Annotated in this window: 11 protein-coding genes; 5 read left to right on the top strand and 6 right to left on the bottom strand. The window is 68.5% G+C overall.

The features are described from left to right. Window positions 1-74: 74 nt before the first annotated feature. The 3 genes from F8R89_RS29330 to F8R89_RS29320 all read right to left on the bottom strand — a co-directional run bounded on the left by F8R89_RS29330 (window position 75) and on the right by F8R89_RS29320 (window position 3,790). A complete protein-coding gene (locus tag F8R89_RS29330; RefSeq protein ID WP_151786764.1) occupies window positions 75-1,694 on the bottom strand; it encodes an RNase H family protein in 1,620 nt (539 codons plus the stop codon). A gap of 55 nt (window positions 1,695-1,749) precedes the next feature. Further along, a complete protein-coding gene (locus F8R89_RS29325) occupies window positions 1,750-2,388 on the bottom strand; it encodes a hypothetical protein (RefSeq protein ID WP_151786763.1) in 639 nt (212 codons plus the stop codon). A gap of 136 nt (window positions 2,389-2,524) precedes the next feature. Next, a complete protein-coding gene (locus tag F8R89_RS29320) occupies window positions 2,525-3,790 on the bottom strand; it encodes a DNA sulfur modification protein DndB (protein ID WP_151786762.1) in 1,266 nt (421 codons plus the stop codon). A 269-nt stretch (window positions 3,791-4,059) separates the two neighbouring features. Here F8R89_RS29320 and F8R89_RS29315 point away from each other — a divergent pair, with 269 nt between their 5' ends. From F8R89_RS29315 to F8R89_RS29300, 4 genes are all read left to right on the top strand, one after another. Continuing rightward, entirely contained in the window at window positions 4,060-6,195 is a 2,136-nt protein-coding gene (locus F8R89_RS29315) for an N-6 DNA methylase (protein ID WP_225994528.1), read from the top strand. A 106-nt stretch (window positions 6,196-6,301) separates the two neighbouring features. Then, on the top strand, window positions 6,302-8,293 hold the full coding sequence (locus F8R89_RS29310; RefSeq protein ID WP_151786761.1) for a type I restriction-modification system subunit M: 1,992 nt from the start codon (window positions 6,302-6,304) through the stop codon (window positions 8,291-8,293). Then, the gene (locus F8R89_RS36930; protein WP_225994527.1) at window positions 8,290-9,549 is read left to right on the top strand and encodes a restriction endonuclease subunit S; all 1,260 of its coding nucleotides are present in this window, start codon (window positions 8,290-8,292) and stop codon (window positions 9,547-9,549) included. Before F8R89_RS29310 ends, F8R89_RS36930 begins: the two co-directional genes overlap by 4 nt. Then, window positions 9,546-12,728, top strand: coding sequence for a type I restriction endonuclease subunit R (locus F8R89_RS29300; RefSeq protein WP_151786760.1), 3,183 nt, complete (start codon window positions 9,546-9,548; stop codon window positions 12,726-12,728). The genes F8R89_RS36930 and F8R89_RS29300 overlap by 4 nt, the downstream gene beginning before the upstream one ends. 54 nt (window positions 12,729-12,782) lie before the next feature. Here the strand turns inward: F8R89_RS29300 and F8R89_RS29295 are convergent, their stop codons facing one another. From F8R89_RS29295 to F8R89_RS29285, 3 genes are read right to left on the bottom strand one after another with little or no spacing between them, the layout of a single operon-like run. Continuing rightward, window positions 12,783-12,989, bottom strand: coding sequence for a DUF397 domain-containing protein (locus F8R89_RS29295; protein WP_151786759.1), 207 nt, complete (start codon window positions 12,987-12,989; stop codon window positions 12,783-12,785). Next, window positions 12,986-13,825: a helix-turn-helix domain-containing protein gene (locus F8R89_RS29290; RefSeq protein ID WP_151786758.1), complete on the bottom strand. Its 840-nt coding sequence runs from the start codon at window positions 13,823-13,825 to the stop codon at window positions 12,986-12,988. Before F8R89_RS29290 ends, F8R89_RS29295 begins: the two co-directional genes overlap by 4 nt. A gap of 22 nt (window positions 13,826-13,847) precedes the next feature. Further along, entirely contained in the window at window positions 13,848-15,800 is a 1,953-nt protein-coding gene (locus tag F8R89_RS29285; protein ID WP_151786757.1) for a DUF262 domain-containing protein, read from the bottom strand. A 280-nt stretch (window positions 15,801-16,080) separates the two neighbouring features. Between F8R89_RS29285 and F8R89_RS37380 the strand changes: the two genes are divergently transcribed. Next, window positions 16,081-16,740 (top strand): ATP-binding protein, encoded by a 660-nt coding sequence (locus F8R89_RS37380; RefSeq protein ID WP_151786756.1) that lies wholly within the window; start codon window positions 16,081-16,083, stop codon window positions 16,738-16,740. The last annotated feature ends 170 nt before the right edge of the window (window positions 16,741-16,910 follow it).

Here is a 16,910-nt window from a genome sequence, read left to right as displayed (position 1 = left end):
ACATGAACGCGGGACGCCTTTCCTCCGGGAAGTCCGTCAATGACTCGGGGCAACCGCCGTGCCGGATAGCGAACTTATGCGGCGGACGACGACTGGCGCTGCGCGGAACCGAACGTGCGCAGAATCCGCGCCGCCTCCTTTCTTGCCATAGAGGCAGGAATGCGCCCCGTGGCACGGCGAAGGGCAAGACGGGCGCAGGCATCCGCGATCTCGTTGAGGTCGTGCCCGACATGCCCCTTCAGCCAGCGCACCTGGACGCGGTCACGGTGGCGCACCAGGCGAGCCATCAGCTCCCGGCTCTCCGGGAACAGAAGGGTGCGGTGGGCGGCGCCGGGATCGGCGGCCGTCAGGGCGGAGTCGACCGCGTCGACGGCCTCGGTGCTGTCGCACAGAAGGACCACCAGCGCTTCCTGGTGGTGTTCGAGGAGGCTGAGAGCGGCGGCGCAGATACCGATGACCTCCGCTTCACCGCTGCTCGCGGCCATGGAGTCCCCGTGCCCGGTGCTCCCCGTCTCCGAGGCCCAGCCGTAGCCGCACACGGCGGAGTCCTCCCCCAGGGCGGCGTCGGCGACGGCCACGACGGCGGTGTCGGGAAGGTCGGCGAGCAGGGCGTACCGGTCGTCGTGAGCCGAGGCCGACGCCACCGAGAACTCGCCCTCCCCGCCCTCGTCCCGGCCGGTGAGTTCGTCGGCCATCACCTGGGCGAGACTCCCGTGACAACGCCGGCAGCCGTCGGCCTGTTCGGAGCAGTCCGCCTGGTGCTTCGCGGTGAGGTCCCGAACCCGCCGCCAGGCCTCGGGCTGGGCGTCCCGGAAACGCGCCAACGCACCGGTACGACAGTGGGCCACGACCTCCGCGAAGGGTGCCGACGCCACACAGGCCTGCATCCGTTCATGGAGATCGGCCACCCGAAGGTGCGCTTCACGCGAGCGAGCGGCGAGCACCGCGGCGTCCTGGTACGCATCGTCCAGCGCGTCAAGTCGTGTACGCCGAGCGGTCGGGAGGCAGGCGAGCACGTCCCGTTCCGCCTGCCCGATCGCGTAGCGTCCCCATGCGGATGCCGTGCGGCTGTGGCGGCTCCACCGCTCGACCACCGCGTCGTGCGGGAGAAGCGGGTTCTCCTCCTCCCTGGCGTCGAGCAGGAGCGCCTGGACGAACGCCTCGTCGTCACGGTCCAGGAGTTCGCGTACCGCCGCCGGCACCTCCCCGCCGCCCCTCGCCCGCTCCCAGGCCCATCGGGCGAGGTCGCTTTCCGGAGCGTGCGGCGAGCCGTCCGGCAGCCCCCTGCCACGGAGTTCCTGCCGCAGGAACTCATGGAACGACGAGGGGAAGGCCACGCGCACGACTCTCAGCTCCAGCGGCTCCACCGGCCGCGGACGGCCGAGCCGACGGGCACGCTCCTTCTTGTACCGGGCCTCCGCCCGCGACCGTGCCCGTCGCACCGTGCGCGCCTGCGCACGCAGGCGCCGCAGCCGCTCGGCAGGCTGTACCGCGAGCTCCGCCCGCCGTACGGCCCCGCGGGCGAGGACGTCGGCGTGCGCGAGGACGACGGTGACGGGGCCGACGAGCGCGGGATCCTCCAGAGCCGCCGCCGTCTCCGCTGCGCAGACCCCGTTCGCCTGACGGAGAACGGCCTCCTCCAGGGCGGTGAAGTCGTCGGCGAGCCGGCGGATCAGCTCGGTGTGTTCTGCCATCACGACGGTGTCCTCTCAGGCGGGTCGGAGGTCGGGGAAGCCGCTGCGGCGCGGGTTATCGCACCTGGCCGGTGAAGATGGCCGTGCGGTACCACCCGGAGCCCGAGGTGTCGGCCGGCGTGATCTCGATCTGGGCGTCCTTGGCGGTCTTGGGGAACACGCAGGCCGCCTTCCAGGTCCCGGACTTGCCCGACAGGAGGTGCGTGTCCGGCGCACCGTCGAACCCCGCGTCCGTGTCGAAGACCTCCTCGGCACCCTCCGGGCAGGACAGGCTGATCATGCTCAGGTCGAGGGCGGACTTGGAGCCGTTCTCCACCGTGACGGAGAAGGACAGGTAGGCCTTGCCGGATGGGCTGGCGTACTCGCCGGAGGTACCCCGGCCGAAGCTGCCCAGGTGCGCCTTGACGCCGTTGTTCCACGTGGCGGTCTTGTCGAGGTCGACGGTGAAGGTGTCGCCCTCGGAGTCGTCCACGGCGTCCGACGCCGCCTCCTTCTCGGCGGTCTGGTCCTCCTGCGAAGCACTGACCGTGGCGCTCTTCGGCGTGGAGTCGGTCTCGGTGCCGTCGATACCGGAACAGGCGGTGAGGAGGACGCCCGCGGCTGCCGCGGCCACGGCCAGGAGGGGCTTGCGCCTGCGGGCCGGGCTCGTCGTGATCGGTGTGCGGGGCGCGACGGCGATGTTCGGGATGTTCATGGTCTTTTCCTTGTCTGTATGGAGAGGGCGGACGGAGGCCGCCCTTCGGGTACGGCCCCGAGACACCGGATACGCGGGAGCGAGGGGCCGTGCCCAGGTGAAGGGACTCGTGCGGGCGGTGCTCGGCCGAACGGATCTACACGTCAACAGGACCCTGATATGGCGCTGTTGACGGACGTACGCCGCGGACCTTCTGACCCAGTTCGCTGCTCGGACGGAGGAGCGCGCCGGCGACGCGGCCGGCTGAGTCCCTGACACCCCCGCTGAAGTTGAGGCGACCGGAGGAGCCCACGGTGGCGCAGACGCCCTCCCAGTAGCAGGCTTCGCGCTCCCAGCGGACGTCGGCGAGCAGGTGCTCCACCGTCTCGTAGTTCACCGCGTCATCGGGGGCGCACCACGGGGTGGCGCGGTGAAGCAGGATGCCGAGGCCCGCCATCACGGCCGGGGCGGTGATGGCGCTGCGCCGGGCGAAGTCCGGGAAGTGGTCCCCGATCAGCCGGGACACCAGGCGGGCGACCACCGTCGCCACCTCGTCGGCGTCGGTGCTGGGCGGCAGGTCTCCCTCGTGGACGTTGGCCGCCGAGTAGTGGACACCCTTGCTGCCGAAGACGGTGGTGACGATCAGTGCCCGCAGCGCGGACAGGGTCACCACCTCCTTGTCGGACTTGGTGAGTTGCCGCTTCCCCGCGTTGACCAGCTTGCCGAACGGCATCCGCTGCCCGTCCGACTCGACCTCGAGCGTCTCGCCGACGGCGTAGGCGAGGCGGGTGGCCACGTCCCGCTGATCCATGGACATGGCCAGGTTCTTGGCGACGTCGACGCCCTTGACGTTGCGGTCGTAGAAGATCTGCCGGGCGTCCGCCGCAGAGATCCCGAGGTAGAGCTCGAAGGGGATGCGGACGCGCTGGTTGAGCTCGGTGTAGCTGAGGCCGAAGGCCTCCGGGTCCCGGTAGATGTCGTGCCAGGCGGTGGTCTGGGTCTCGCCGTCGACGGCGATCACCATGGCGTCCGGAGCCACCGTCAGCGTCCGCAGGCCGGAGCCGGGAACCAGCTCGTCGCTCATCGCGGCGACCTCGCCCGGGTGCCAGAGCGTGACGGGCGGCGTGGACCAGGCGGAGCCGTGCTTGCCGAGGATGCCGGCGGCGATGTACTCGGCGTAGTCCGGGATGTTCTTGCCCTTCTGGGACTTCAGCGTCCGCTGCACGGTCGCACGCAGTTCGGCGCGGCGCCGGTCGTGCCCGGAAGCGGCCTTGAGGACGCGCGGGTCCTCCTCCTGACGCGGCGACGGCACGAGCCGCACCAGCGTGGCGAGGGACATGGTGCCGATGACGGCGTCCTCGCGGAACGGCATGACGGTGAGCGGGATTCCTTCCGGGATGCCGCTCGGCATGGTCAGGCGCATGGGGTCCCCCCTGATGGTGATCGATGGCCCGGCGTCAAGCCGCGAGGCGCGGACTTCGCAGGTGTCGTGATGTGGAGCTGAGACGCGGGCCGGGCTCTCGAGACATGGCTGTGGCCAGGTACGTGCTGTGTCGGACCACCGGTGCACTGCTCACCGGCGGAAGCGATTCCATGTAAGCATGACCGTGAAAGCATTGTCCATCAACTTGCCAGGGTTGACGGGTGCTGTAGGGTGTGACCACGCCGACCATCGGAGCCAGGACCTCACCCATGCCGCAGCCCTCCACACCCTCCGCCCAGGTGACAGCCGCCGAGATCTCCCGCATCGCGGGCGTCACGCGCGCCACCGTCAGCAACTGGCGCCGGCGGCACGACGACTTCCCCGCGCCCTCGGGCGGCACCGACAGCAGCCCGCTCTACGACCTCGAAGAGGTCCGTGCCTGGCTCGCCTCCCGCGGACAGCACACGGCGGCCACGCCCAGCGGGGAGTTGCGCACCACTCTGCGTCTCCGCGAGCCGGCGGGAGCCGGTGCCTCCGACCTGCTCGTCCTCGTCCTGGCGGCGGCCCGCCGTCCCGCCGACGAGCTCACGGACCTGCTCGCGGCGACCGACGCCGACCTGGTGAAGCGGGCGAACGAGGCTGCCGCCGGGGTGGCGGACGTGGTCTCGGACACGGAATCGGTCCGGTTCACCGACGTCGACACCACCGTCCTGCGCGCTCTGCTGCTCTGTGTCCGCGACGAAGGCGCGCAGGCGGCGCTCGGTGTACTGGCCGAGCGGGAGCTGGAGGACAGCGCTGCCAGCGGCGCCTACCGAACCCCCGCCCCCTTGGCCGACCTGATGGCCGGCCTGGTCCCGGCCGACCCGGCCCGCGTCCTCGATCCGGCCTGCGGCAGCGGCACCCTGCTGACGGCTGCGGCGGCACGGGGCGCGCGTGAGCTGTACGGGCAGGACAGCGTGCCGGTCCAGGCGCGTCGCACCGCGGTCGGCGTGACCTTGACGGCGGGCGAGGGCGCACAGGTCACCGTGCGCACGGGCGACAGTCTGCGTGCCGACGCGTTCCCGGACCTCACGGTCGACGCCGTCCTGTGCAACCCGCCCTACGGCGACCGGGACTGGGGACACGACGAACTGGCCTATGACTCGCGCTGGGCGTACGGCTTCCCGCCCCGCGCCGAGTCGGAACTGGCCTGGATCCAGCACGCGCTGTCCCACCTCGAGCCGGGCGGCCACGCCGTACTCCTCCTCCCGCCGGCTACGGCGTCCCGCTCCTCCGGCCGCCGTATCCGCGCCGAACTGATCCGGAGCGGCGCGCTGCGTGCCGTCGCCGCCCTGCCTCCGGGGGCGGCGGTCCCGCTCCACATCGGCCTGCAGGTGTGGGTGCTGCAACGCCCCGAGCCGACGCGGCCGGCCTACCAGAGCGTGCTGTTCGTCGACCCGGTGGGCGAGCCGTCAACCCCGGGGCGGGGCGCAACCCGTTCGGGTTCGGTGGACTGGGCACGGGTGACCGAGCAGATCCTCTCCGCGTGGACGGCGTATGCCGAGGACCCGGACGGCTTCGAGGCGCAGGCCGGTGTGGCACGGGCGGTGAGCGTGGTCGACTTGCTCGACGAGGTCGTGGACGTGACACCCGCCCGGCAGGTGCGGGCCTCCCAGTCGGACATCGATCCGCAGGACCTGGCCCGCGAGGCCGCGGCGGCTCGCGAAGGGCTGTCGGCCGCGGTGCGGACGGTGGCCGAACTGGCCGGCACGACGGCGTGGGACGCGGCCGGGGCCTCGGCCCGCGAGTGGCGCACCGCGACGGTGTCGGACCTGGCCCGGGGCGGGGCGCTGAAGGTACTGCGCGCGGTACCGGTCTCACCGAGGGCGGCGGCCGAGGCGGGTGCCCTGGATGCGGGCAGCGGCGACAGCCGCGACCCTCGCCCTGTCCTGACCGGCCGTGACTTCAACGCCGGGACGGGACCGACCGGACTCTCCTTGGAACTCCAGGCCGAGCAGATGCCGGAGATCGCCGAAGGCGACGTCCTGGTCCGCAGCCTGGTCGGCGGCAGCGGCCCCATGGCCCGGGTGGCGGGCGAGGCCGAGGCCGGTGTTCTGCTGGGGACCGGACTTCACCTGTTCCGTCCGGACCCGGCGCGGCTGGACCCTTGGTTCCTCCTCGGTTTCCTCAGCTCCGAGGCCAACCTGGCCGGCGCGTCGACCGGCAGTTCCACACTCCACCTCACACCGGGCCGGCTGCGCGTACCGTTGCTGCCGCTGGAGGAACAGCGCCGGTACGGCGAAGCCTTCCGGCACGTTGAATCGTTGCGTGAACAGGCGCGGCGCGCCAGGGACTTGGCGGAGGAGACGGCGCGGCTCGTGAGCGGGGGGCTCGCGGGCGGCCAGTTGGTACCGGACCCCACCTAGGCTCCGGCCACACCCCCACTTATACGCGGACGGACGAGGCCCCAGCGTCCCGCGCCCGCCGCACCACAGTCATCCGTACGGCCCCGGAAGGGAAACGGAAGAAGTCTTGAACAGCAGCAAGCACACGGAGTTGGCGAACCACGCGTGGTCCGTCGCCGACCTCCTGCGGGGGGACTACAAGCAGTCCGACTACGGCAAGGTCATCCTGCCGTTCACGGTGCTGCGGCGCCTGGAGTGCGTCCTGGAGCCGACGCGCGACAAGGTCGCGGAGATCGCCGAGCAGCACAAGGACAGCGGCATCGACCCGGACCGCTTCCTGCGCCGGGCCGCGGGCCACTCCTTCTACAACCGGTCCCGCCTGACGCTGAAGAAGATCGCGGCCGACCCGCAGAACGCGGGGAAGAACCTCCACGTCTACGTGGGTGCGTTCTCCGACAACGCGCGCGGGGTGCTGGAGCGCTTCGACTTCGCCCAGCAGATCAAGAAGCTCGACGACGCCGACCTGCTCTACAAGGTCATGGGCCGGTTCACGGACCTGGACCTGCGCCCCGAGGTCGTGCCCAACCACAACATGGGCTACATCTTCGAGGAGTTGATCCGCCGCTTCTCGGAGCAGTCGAACGAGACGGCCGGTGAGCACTTCACGCCGCGCGAGGTCATCCAGCTCATGGTGCGGCTGCTGGTCGCCCCGGACGGCGACGCGCTCCAGCTCCCGGGCGCCGTGCGCACGGTCCTGGACCCGGCCTGTGGCACGGGCGGCATGCTTTCGGCGATGGACGACCTGATCACCGAGCTGAACCCGGACGCGACGGTGGAGGTGTACGGGCAGGAGCTGAACCCCGAGTCGTGGGCGATCTGCCGGTCCGACCTCATGATCAAGGGCCAGGACCCGGAGAACATCGCCTTCGGCAACTCCTTCTCCGACGACGGCCACGCCCGCAAGACCTTCGACTACATGCTGGCCAACCCGCCGTTCGGCGTGGAGTGGAAGAAGGTCAAGGAGGCGGTCGAGGACGAGCACAAGTCGCTGGGGGATGCCGGCCGCTTCGGCGCGGGCCTGCCCCGCATCAACGACGGCTCGCTGCTGTTCCTACAGCACATGGTCTCGAAGATGAAGCCGGTCGACGTGAACGGCGGGGGCGGCTCGCGCATCGCGATCGTCTTCAACGGTTCGCCCCTCTTCACGGGCGCGGCCGGGTCCGGTGAGTCGGAGATCCGCCGCTGGATCCTGGAGAACGACTGGCTGGAGGGCATCGTGGCCCTGCCGGACCAGCTCTTCTACAACACCGGCATCTCCACGTACTTCTGGATCCTCACGAACCGCAAGAGCCCCGACCACAAGGGCAAGGTCGTGCTGCTGGACGCACGCGACCAGTGGGAGAAGATGCGCAAGTCGCTGGGCGACAAGCGCAAGGCTCTGGGTAAGGAGCACATCGCCACGGTGGTCAAGCTGTACGGCGAGTCCCTGGCGGTGGCGGGCGACGCCGAGCACCCGTTGCACGGGAAGGTGAAGGTCTTCCGGAACGAGGACTTCGGGTATCAGCGGATCACTGTCGAGCGCCCGCTGAAGCTGCGGTTCGAGGTGACGGAGGAGACGCTGGCGGCGCTGGAGGCGTCCAAGACGATCCAGAAGCTGCCGCAGGCTTCTGTCCTGGCGGATGCGTTCAAGTCGCTGATGGGAACGAGTTGGGGTACGAAGCAGGAGGCCTGGCTCGCGCTGAAGGATGCGGTGGTGCAGGCCTGCGGGACGTGGCCGACGGGAGCGCCGTTCAACAAGGCGCTGCGGGAGGTCGTCGGGGTACGGGACCCTGAGGGCGAGGTGCAGCTCGTCAAGGGGCAGCCTGAGCCGGACGCGGAGCTGCGGGACTACGAGAACGTGCCGCTGGGCGAGGACGTCGAGGAGTACTTGGCGCGGGAGGTCCGCCCGCATGTGCCAGATGCGTGGATCGACCACAGCAAGACGAAGATCGGGTACGAGATTCCGTTCACTCGACACTTCTATGTGTATGAGCCGCCTCGGCCTTTGGCGGAGATCGACGCGGAGTTGAAGGCGCTGGAGGCGGAGATTCAAGGGCTGCTGGGAGAGGTGACGGAATGAGCTCTGTGTTGAACGTTACCATCCCCGACTCCTGGTCTTCCGCTCCGCTAAAGCGCGTGACATCAGCGTTGAATCGTGGGTCCGCTCCGGACTACGTCGATGCTGGTCCCGTAAGAGTCATCAGCCAGGCCTCGAACCAAGCTAGCGGTCTAGACTGGTGGCGCACTCGTTTCCATGACTTCAACGGAAACCCAAAGAGCCTTAAGGGCTACCTGTACCCTAGCGACGTGCTCATCAACTCCACAGGCACAGGCACTTTGGGTCGCGTCGGCTACTTCACTGGTTCGCCTGACGGACTCCCATGTATGGCGGACAGTCACGTCACGATCGCGAGGGCAAAGCGCGACGAGCTGGATGCTCGCTTCTCCTACTACTGGCTCGGTTCAAAGCCTTTCCAGGAGTATATCTACGCAGCCCTCGTGGTCGGGGCAACAAATCAGATCGAACTCAACCGGGACCGGCTTGGCGACGCGCCGGTTCCCTTGCCGCCGCTGGATGAGCAGCGCAGCATCGCAGACTTCCTCGACGCCGAGACCGCCCGCATCGACCACTTGATCTCCAAGTTTGACAAACAGCGAACCTTGGTCAGCGAGCGCGAAAGAGCGGCCCTGCCACTATCAGTCGGTGGCGCTCTACTCGGAGATGGGCATATCGAGACCGGCCTGCCTTGGTTTGCAATGGCTCATCCGGAATCTCGTTTGGTGCCCCTCATTCGAGTACTACACCTACAGCGAGGAGTGGACCTTTCTGACAAACAGCGACGCCCGGGAAGTGTACCTGTATTCACGACAGCAGGCCCCTCGGGCTCACACGACACGGCAATCGCAGGTGCACCCGGCGTCGTAATTGGCCGGTACGGCTCAGTCGGCAACGTCCATTGGGCAGAGACGCCGTACTGGCCCCACAACACCACGCTCTATGTCAAGAATTTCGGCGGAAACGACGAGCGCTACTGCTATCACCTTCTACGCGCGCTCCCATATGACATGGAGCAAGCTAGGGCGGCGGTTCCCGGGGTGAACAGGAACGACCTACACAAGCAGCTTGTTCCACTTGTCCCCCGCAATCTTCAGAAGCGCACCTCTCAGCAAGCTGACGAACTAGCTTCTTGGCGCCACGCAACTAACAGTCGCATCGAGCGTGCTCAGATCTTGTTGAAAGAACGCCGCAAAGCCCTAATCACCGCCGCCGTGACCGGCCAGTTCGACGTATCCACCGCTAGCGGCCGCAACGTAACCGAAGGAGTGACCGTATGAGCCCCGTGCACGACGAGTCCTCCTTCGGGTCTGCCATCGTCGCTGCCCTCTGCGAGCGAGGCTGGCGTGAGGCGAACCCCGAGGACTACCGACCCGACCTCGGGCTCGACACCAACGAGTTGTTCACCTTCATCGGGGCCACCCAGCCCGACGAGTGGGACGAACTGCTCACCGTCTACGGCGGAAACCCCAACGAGGCGCAGCATGGCTTCGCGCAGCGGCTTGACCGGGCCATCGCCGATGATGGGCTGCTTCACGTGCTCCGGAGCGGCGTCAAAGACCGTGGAGTCCGGCTCCGTGTCGCCTACTTCAAGCCCAACCTGATCTCCGCCGACTCCGTCCTTAACGGCTACCGGGCCAACCGTCTCACCGTGGTCCGCGAACTCCCCTATGCCAGCAAGCAGGCCGACTGGGGACACCGACTCGACCTCACCCTGTTCCTAAACGGCATCCCCATCGCCACGGCCGAGCTGAAGAACCCACTCACCGGCCAGGGCGTAGAGCAGGCCAAGGAGCAGTACCGCACCGACCGCGACCCGACCGAGTTGATCTTCACGCGGCGGGTCGTCGCGAACTTTGCCGTGGACCCGGACCTCGTATTCGTCACCACTCAACTCCGGGGCAAGGCCACCCAGTTCCTCCCCTTCAACACCGGCTCGAACGGCCCCGGCCAGCCCGGCGGCGCCGGGAACCCGGCACCCACGGCGCACGGCACGTACGCCACCTCGTACCTATGGGAACAGGTATGGGAGCGCAACAACTGGCTCGACCTGCTCCAGCGTTTCGTGCACCAGCAGAAGCACAAGACGCCCGGCGGAGGCACCACCAAGTCGACGATCTTCCCTCGTTTCCACCAGTGGGACGTGGTCAAGAAGCTGACCGCGCACGCGTCGGTGCACGGCGCCGGCCAGAACTACCTGATCATGGCCTCTGCCGGCTCGGGCAAGTCGAACACGATCGGCTGGCTGGCCCACCGCCTGAGCGACCTGCACGCCCGCATGGACCCGCACGTCCTCAACGCGGAGGCGCTGGCCGACTGCCGCATCAAGCCGGGTGAGCCCGTCTTCGACAAGGTCATCGTCATCACCGACCGCCGCGCCCTGGACGCACAGCTCTCCGCAACCGTAGGCAGCTTCTCGCAGACGGACGGCCTGGTCGTGAAGGTCGACGAGAAGCACGGCGCCAAGAGCGAACAGCTCGCCCGCGCCCTCTCCCGCGACACGGGAAAGATCGTCACGGTCACCCTGCACTCGTTCCCGGCGCTTCTGGACTACATCAAGCGCAACCCCACGGAGATCAAGGGCACCCGCTTCGCGATCATCGTGGACGAGGCGCACTCCTCGCAGTCCGGCGACGCGGCCACCGCAGTGAAGTCCGCGCTGCGCGATCTCGGCCTGGACGCTGACTCGGACGATGAGGGCGCGACGACGGTCACCGTGGACGAGCAGTTGAAGGCGAAGGCCGTGTCGCGTTCCCGCGCCGCGAACCTCTCCTACTTCGCGTTCACTGCCACTCCCAAGTCCAAGACGCTCGAACTCTTCGGCACGGAGGGCGTGGAGAACGGCAAGGCCGTCTACCGCCCGTTCCACACGTACTCCATGCGCCAGGCGATCGAGGAAGGCTTCATCCTCGATCCGCTGCGCAACTACGTCACGTACAACACGTACTGGAAGCTCGCGAACTTGAACCGCGACGAGAAGGAGGTGGACCCCTCCAAGGCGAACAGCCACCTCGCCCGGTTCGCGCTCATGCACGAGCACACGGTGTCCCAGCACGCCCAAGTGATCGTGGAGCACTTCGTCCGCCACACCCGTGGGCGGCTCGGCGGGCGGGCCAAGGCGATGGTGGTCACGGCGTCGCGGCTCTCCGCCGTCGAAATGGCGCGGGCCATCCGCAGCTACATCGCCGACGTCGGGTACGACACCAAGTACCCGGACCTCGGCGTCCTGGTCGCGATCTCCGGTTCCCTCACCCTCGACGGCGAGGAGACCACCGAGGTCAAGGAGAACGGCGGCCTCTCGGAAGCGGCGCTGCCGAAGGCGTTCGCCTACACCCGCGCCGACGACAAGGCAGCGAAGGCCGGCGGCAAGGGGCAGCAGGAGTACCGCATTCTCGTCGTCGCCGAGAAATACCAGACGGGCTTCGACCAGCCGCTCCTGACGACGATGTACGTGAACAAGACGCTGACCGGCATCGCCGCCGTGCAGACCCTCTCGCGCCTCAACCGCACCGCCGAGCGCAAGTCCCAGGCCGACCTGGCCGTCCTGGACTTCGTGAACGAGGCCGAGGACATTCAGGACGCCTTCCGCCCGTACTTCGAGGAGGCGCACACCCTCCCCTCCGACCCGAACCTCCTCTACACGGCCCAGAGCCGCGTCATGTCCGCGCCGATCATCTCGGAGCAGGACATGGACCAGTTCGTCGCCGCGTACATCGAGGCGGAGGCAAAGGCGGCCGGCAACCAGTCCAAGTGGGAGAAGCTGCACGCCGAGCTGTACCGGCTCCTCTCCCTCGCCGTCACCCGCTTCACCCACCTCCTGGAAAGCGAGGAGGAGGACGACGTCGAGACCGCCGAGGAGTTCCGCGCGAACCTCAATGACTACGTGCGCAAGTACGGGTTCCTGGCCCAGATCGTCCCGTACCAGGACGCCGAACTGGAGCGGCTGTACCTCTACGGCCGGCACCTTCTCAACCGCCTCCCGCGGCTGGCAGACGGCGGCGTCGACATAGGAGAGGTCGACCTCAGTCACCTGCGCGTGGAGAAGACCGGCGAGCACGACGTGTCCCTCACGCCCGAAGGCCCCGCCGAGCTCAAGGGGTTCGGTGACGGTGTCGGCGGCGGCAAGGACGCCGAGAAGTCACTGCTGTCCGAGCTGATCGAGAAGTTCAACGCGAAGTTCGGAACGGAGTTCACCGAGGAGGATGTTCTCCCGGCCTTCAACGCGACCAAGAAGGACCCGAAGGTGCGGGCCGCCGCCCTCGTCAACGACGAGGAGAACTTCGGCATCGTCTTCGACAAGAAGTTCGAGGAAAACATGATGGACCACGTGTCCACCATCGACACCCTCGGCAAGCGCTACTTCGGCGCCGACCGCAGCTTCAAGTCCAACCTGGACCGCAGCGCCCGCCGCGCGGCCTGGCGCATGATCCGCAACGAGGAAGGTTTGGACGACCTGTAGTCCCGAGCCATGAAGAGGGGCCGACCGCATGACGGTCGGCCCCTCTTCGGTATGTCAGCGGGCACCGGCCGCCGCGATGAACGCCGACCATGCCTCGGCCCCGACAGCGAGCACGGGGCCGGTGACCCGCTTCGAGTCACGGATCAGAACGGCGTCGGACGACGGAGCCACCTCAAGGCACTCGCCGCCGTTCCCCGTGCTGTAGCTGCTTTTGAACCAAGCGGCTTCCGGTACAGCCGCCCTGGTGCGCTGCACGCTCATCCTTCTCCCATCAATTCCTCGATGAACGCCGACGACTCACTCGGTGTCAACGCCTGTGATCGGAGGATCCCATAACGGGCTTCGAGCGTACGGACGTAGGAGGCATCGGTATACAGGCGGCTGTCGTCCTGTGCTTCCGCATAGGCGATGCGCTGGTCCTGGTCCGTGTCGATCAGGGTGAAGGGAGCACCCAACGCGGCGTTGTCCTCCCGATCGATGGGCATGACCTGCACTTCGACGTTGCGCAACTGGCCCGTGAGCAAGATCTGTTCCAGCGTGCCACGAATGACCTTGCGGCCACCGAAGGGCCGACGGAGCACCACTTCCTCGATGACGAAGCTCACCAACGGAGCCGGTCGCCGGTTGAAGATCTCCTTCCGAGCCAATCGCGCTTCAAGACGCTGCTCGATCACATCGTCCTCCAGGAGTGGGCGTTGCATGCGGAACACTGCCCGCGCGTAGTCCTCTGTCTGCAACAGTCCCGGCACGGCGTACACCGCGTACACGTCCAGGGTCCTCGCCCGCGCCTCAAGCCTCGCCGCGTCACGGAAGAAGGCGGGATAGCGCGCCCGCGCCAACTCGTCCTTCAGCGCGACCAGCACGCCCCCCGCCCCCAACACCTCATCCGCCCGCTCCACCAACCGCGGCTGCGGAATCCGGCGCCCCTGCTCAATGGACGCGATGGACTCCGCCGCGTACCCGACCCGCTTTCCGAACTCCGCCCGGTCGAGCCCCGCGCGGACCCGCAGCAGCTTCAGCTGCTTGCCGAAGGCCGCGACGACGCCCGTCCCCGGTTCGTCCTCCGGACGCTGTGCCACCCCGTCGTCGTTGCTCATCGCGTCGCTCCCAGCTCGCCGCTCAGTCCTCGGCACGCAAGTTCCGGATATGGGCCCGCAGCGCGTCCGTGCTGTGGAAGATGCGGTAGTCACCCGCCTCCAGGGCCGCCTGCTCCTCCTCGGTCATGTCCGGCGCGAGAACGACCGGCATCCCGCCCTCCGCGCGGAGCCCCTGCGGCCAGTACGCGGCAGCGACCACGATCGCGGCCCCGGTGGCCGGGTCGCTGACCTCGCTGTCCAGCTCGGGTGCCGCGAGGTCCGCCTCACTGGCCTCGGCCAGGAGCGCGCCCAGGCCGGGGATCTCCTCAGCCGCGTCGGCGCGTGCCGTGCCGGACAGGGCGACCACGGACGGAGCCGCACCCGGACCGGGGCGGGAGTCCGCGACCGCCGCCGGGTACGGCCCGTCGTGGAGGCCCTGGAGGAAGTCGTTGGCCGCACGGGCGAGGAGTTCACGGCGGGCGGCGAGGAAGTCGTGGTAGGCGGACACCTGCCACAGGTCCCGGTCCATCGGGATCCACTGGCTGGCCAGCGCCCCGGGCATACGCGACTCGATCTCCTCCAGGTACTCCATCGGTTCCCTCGCCCCGATCTTCAGGTTGGTGTCCTGGGTGAGGAAACAGAAGTTGGCGACGGCGTTGACGTCGGCGCGGCTGTAGTCGTGCTTGTAGAGCAGGGCCTTGGGGAAGATGTGGTGGACCTGGAGCGAGCTGAGCCGCCCCAGCATCCCCGCCCGCAGTGGGACGCCGCTGACGAAGTCCTGCGCGCTGTGGACGCGGGTGAGCATGTAGAGCAGCGGGTAGAACCGCGAACCCATGCTGGAGCCGACGAAGTCGTCGGGCTCGACCACGAGTCGGCCACCCCGGCTGCGCCGCAGCACGCTGATCAACTGGTTCACGCCGCCCTCGTCGACGGCCTGGAGGTCCTGGTTCAGGTAGGTCTCGGTGGCTCCCGTGTGGCGGCCCCAGAGGGAACTGTGCACGTACCAGTAGAAGAGGCGGTCGCGTGTCATGGCGTCGGGGAACCTGCCGCCGTGGTGGTGCAGCAGCCGGCTCATGACCGGGAAGGCCACGCGGCCGTTCAGCACCGAGCCGTGGTCGAGCCCCAAGCGGCCGCCGAGGGCGTTGAGCAGGTACGAGACGGCGTCGATGGTCTCGGAGAGGCCGGACCGGAAGGCGGAGACGTCAACGTCGGCGAGCTTGGAGAACTGTGCCTCACCGGTCAGGACGGCGTTGACGTTGCGCAGGAGCCAGTCGAGCTTGAATCCGAACCCCGCGGCGGTCCACTCGTCCAGGGCCTTGTTCATGGTGGGGCGAGCGGCCGGCCAGGAGGCGCAGATGGTGGCCAGCGCCAGATCACCCTTGGTGAGCTTCGTACCGCCCGAGTTGACCCGGTTGAAGATCTGCACCACCACGTCGATGGTCTTGTCCTCGCCGGTCACCTCGTCGATGTGGACGTTGCGGTCCTTGATCTGGGTGATGCGGTTCAGGCGCTCGATGTAGACGGCCTGACGGCCCGCGTCACCGCTGGCGAGTTCGGTCACGGCGAGGAGCTGGCTGCCCAGCCCGTTGAGGAAGAGCGCCGTGACGTCCACCCACACCGGGTTGTCCTTCATCTTGGCCGGGGCGTAGAACTCGAAAGCCTCCGTATCCAGGTGGAAGTGGAGGCCGGTGAGGGCGGAGGCGTTGCCCTCGAAGAACTCCGGGGGCCGGCCGCGGGTGACGCCGTACAGCGTGGTCACGCGCTGCTGGCCGTCCAGGAGGAGGTGGATCGTGCCGTCACGGCCGGAGTCGCCGCCACGGGTCTGGACGCCCTCCGCCTTGGTGCTCCACGTCAGGAAACCCCCGATCGGGTAACCCCGGTACAGGGACTGGAAGAAGCCGCGTACCTGGTCCCGTGTCCAGACGTAGCCGCGCTGGAACTCGGGGAGCGCGATGTCCCCGGCCTCGACCTTGTCCAGAACCTGTGAGATGTGCACCGTCGTTGTGCCCGTTCGTTCGGTCCTGGCGACTCCGTCACCAGAACGTAGCTGACCGATCGCCCGAAGCTAGCAGTCCGGTCGCCTGGTTACTCCCGGAACAGCGGCATATGCGCCCGACCGGGCGGCCCAAAGGACGGCACCGAGAAGAGCGCTGTTCTCCGCTGCCGCCTGGACGCCGGCAAGCCCACGTACAGGCGTCGCCGCCGCGCGTACAACGAGCCGGTGACGGCACGTCACCTCTATACGCGGAGGGTGAGCGGCGAGCAGCGTACGAGTCATGACCACCGACCCGGACGCCACGGCTCACCCCTCGTTCGCCCGCCCCGAACTCCGCTCCCCCACCCACCATTTCGCGATGGACTTCTCCTCCACCCGGCGCGGCGCCCGGCTCGCCCGGCACTTGTGCGGGGCGCGGCTCGACGCGTGGGGTGTTCCGTACGGCAGCGATCCGCACGAGGCCGCCACGCTCGTCGTCGCCGAGCTCTGCGCCAACGCCGTCCGGCACGGCCATGTGCCCGGCCGTGACTTCAGGCTGCGACTCCTGGGACGGGATACGACCGTGCTGGTGGAGGTCTCCGACACACGCGCCGAGCGTCTCCCCGTTCTGAGCGCACTGCCCGAAGTGCTGGGTGGCCCCGATGAGGTTCCGGAGGACGACCGGGACGGAGGCAGAGGCCTGCTGCTCGTCGCGGCCCTCGCGGACGGTTGGGGCTGGTGCCCGCGCGCGGAGGGCGGGCCGGGCAAGACGGTGTGGGCGCGGCTCGCCCTCCCCGCGAGTTTCGCCCTTATCGCGCCCACACTGTCACCGGCACCCATCTCCCCCTCCATGCCCCGGACGCTCGCCCGCCTCCCCGGGTCGGCGGCGGCGCGACGGTCCGTAACGGGGTCCCTGCGGGCCTCCCCGCCTCCCGGGCAGGACTCTGCCGGTCACTTCTGATCACCCTTCGGTGGCCGCTGGGGCATCTCGGCTGGACTGGCGTTCCCGCAGCGACGACACTGGTGCCCGACCAGTCGGACCGGCGCCGATCCATCGCTCGCCGGCGAGGTGACTCGACGGGGGCAGGGGTGCCGCAGAAACCGGTCGCGGGGCGTTACGAACTGCTGGAG

It is taken from the genome of Streptomyces sp. SS1-1 (assembly GCF_008973465.1).
Classification (GTDB): domain Bacteria; phylum Actinomycetota; class Actinomycetes; order Streptomycetales; family Streptomycetaceae; genus Streptomyces.
This window is presented reverse-complemented; position numbering and strand designations above follow the sequence as displayed.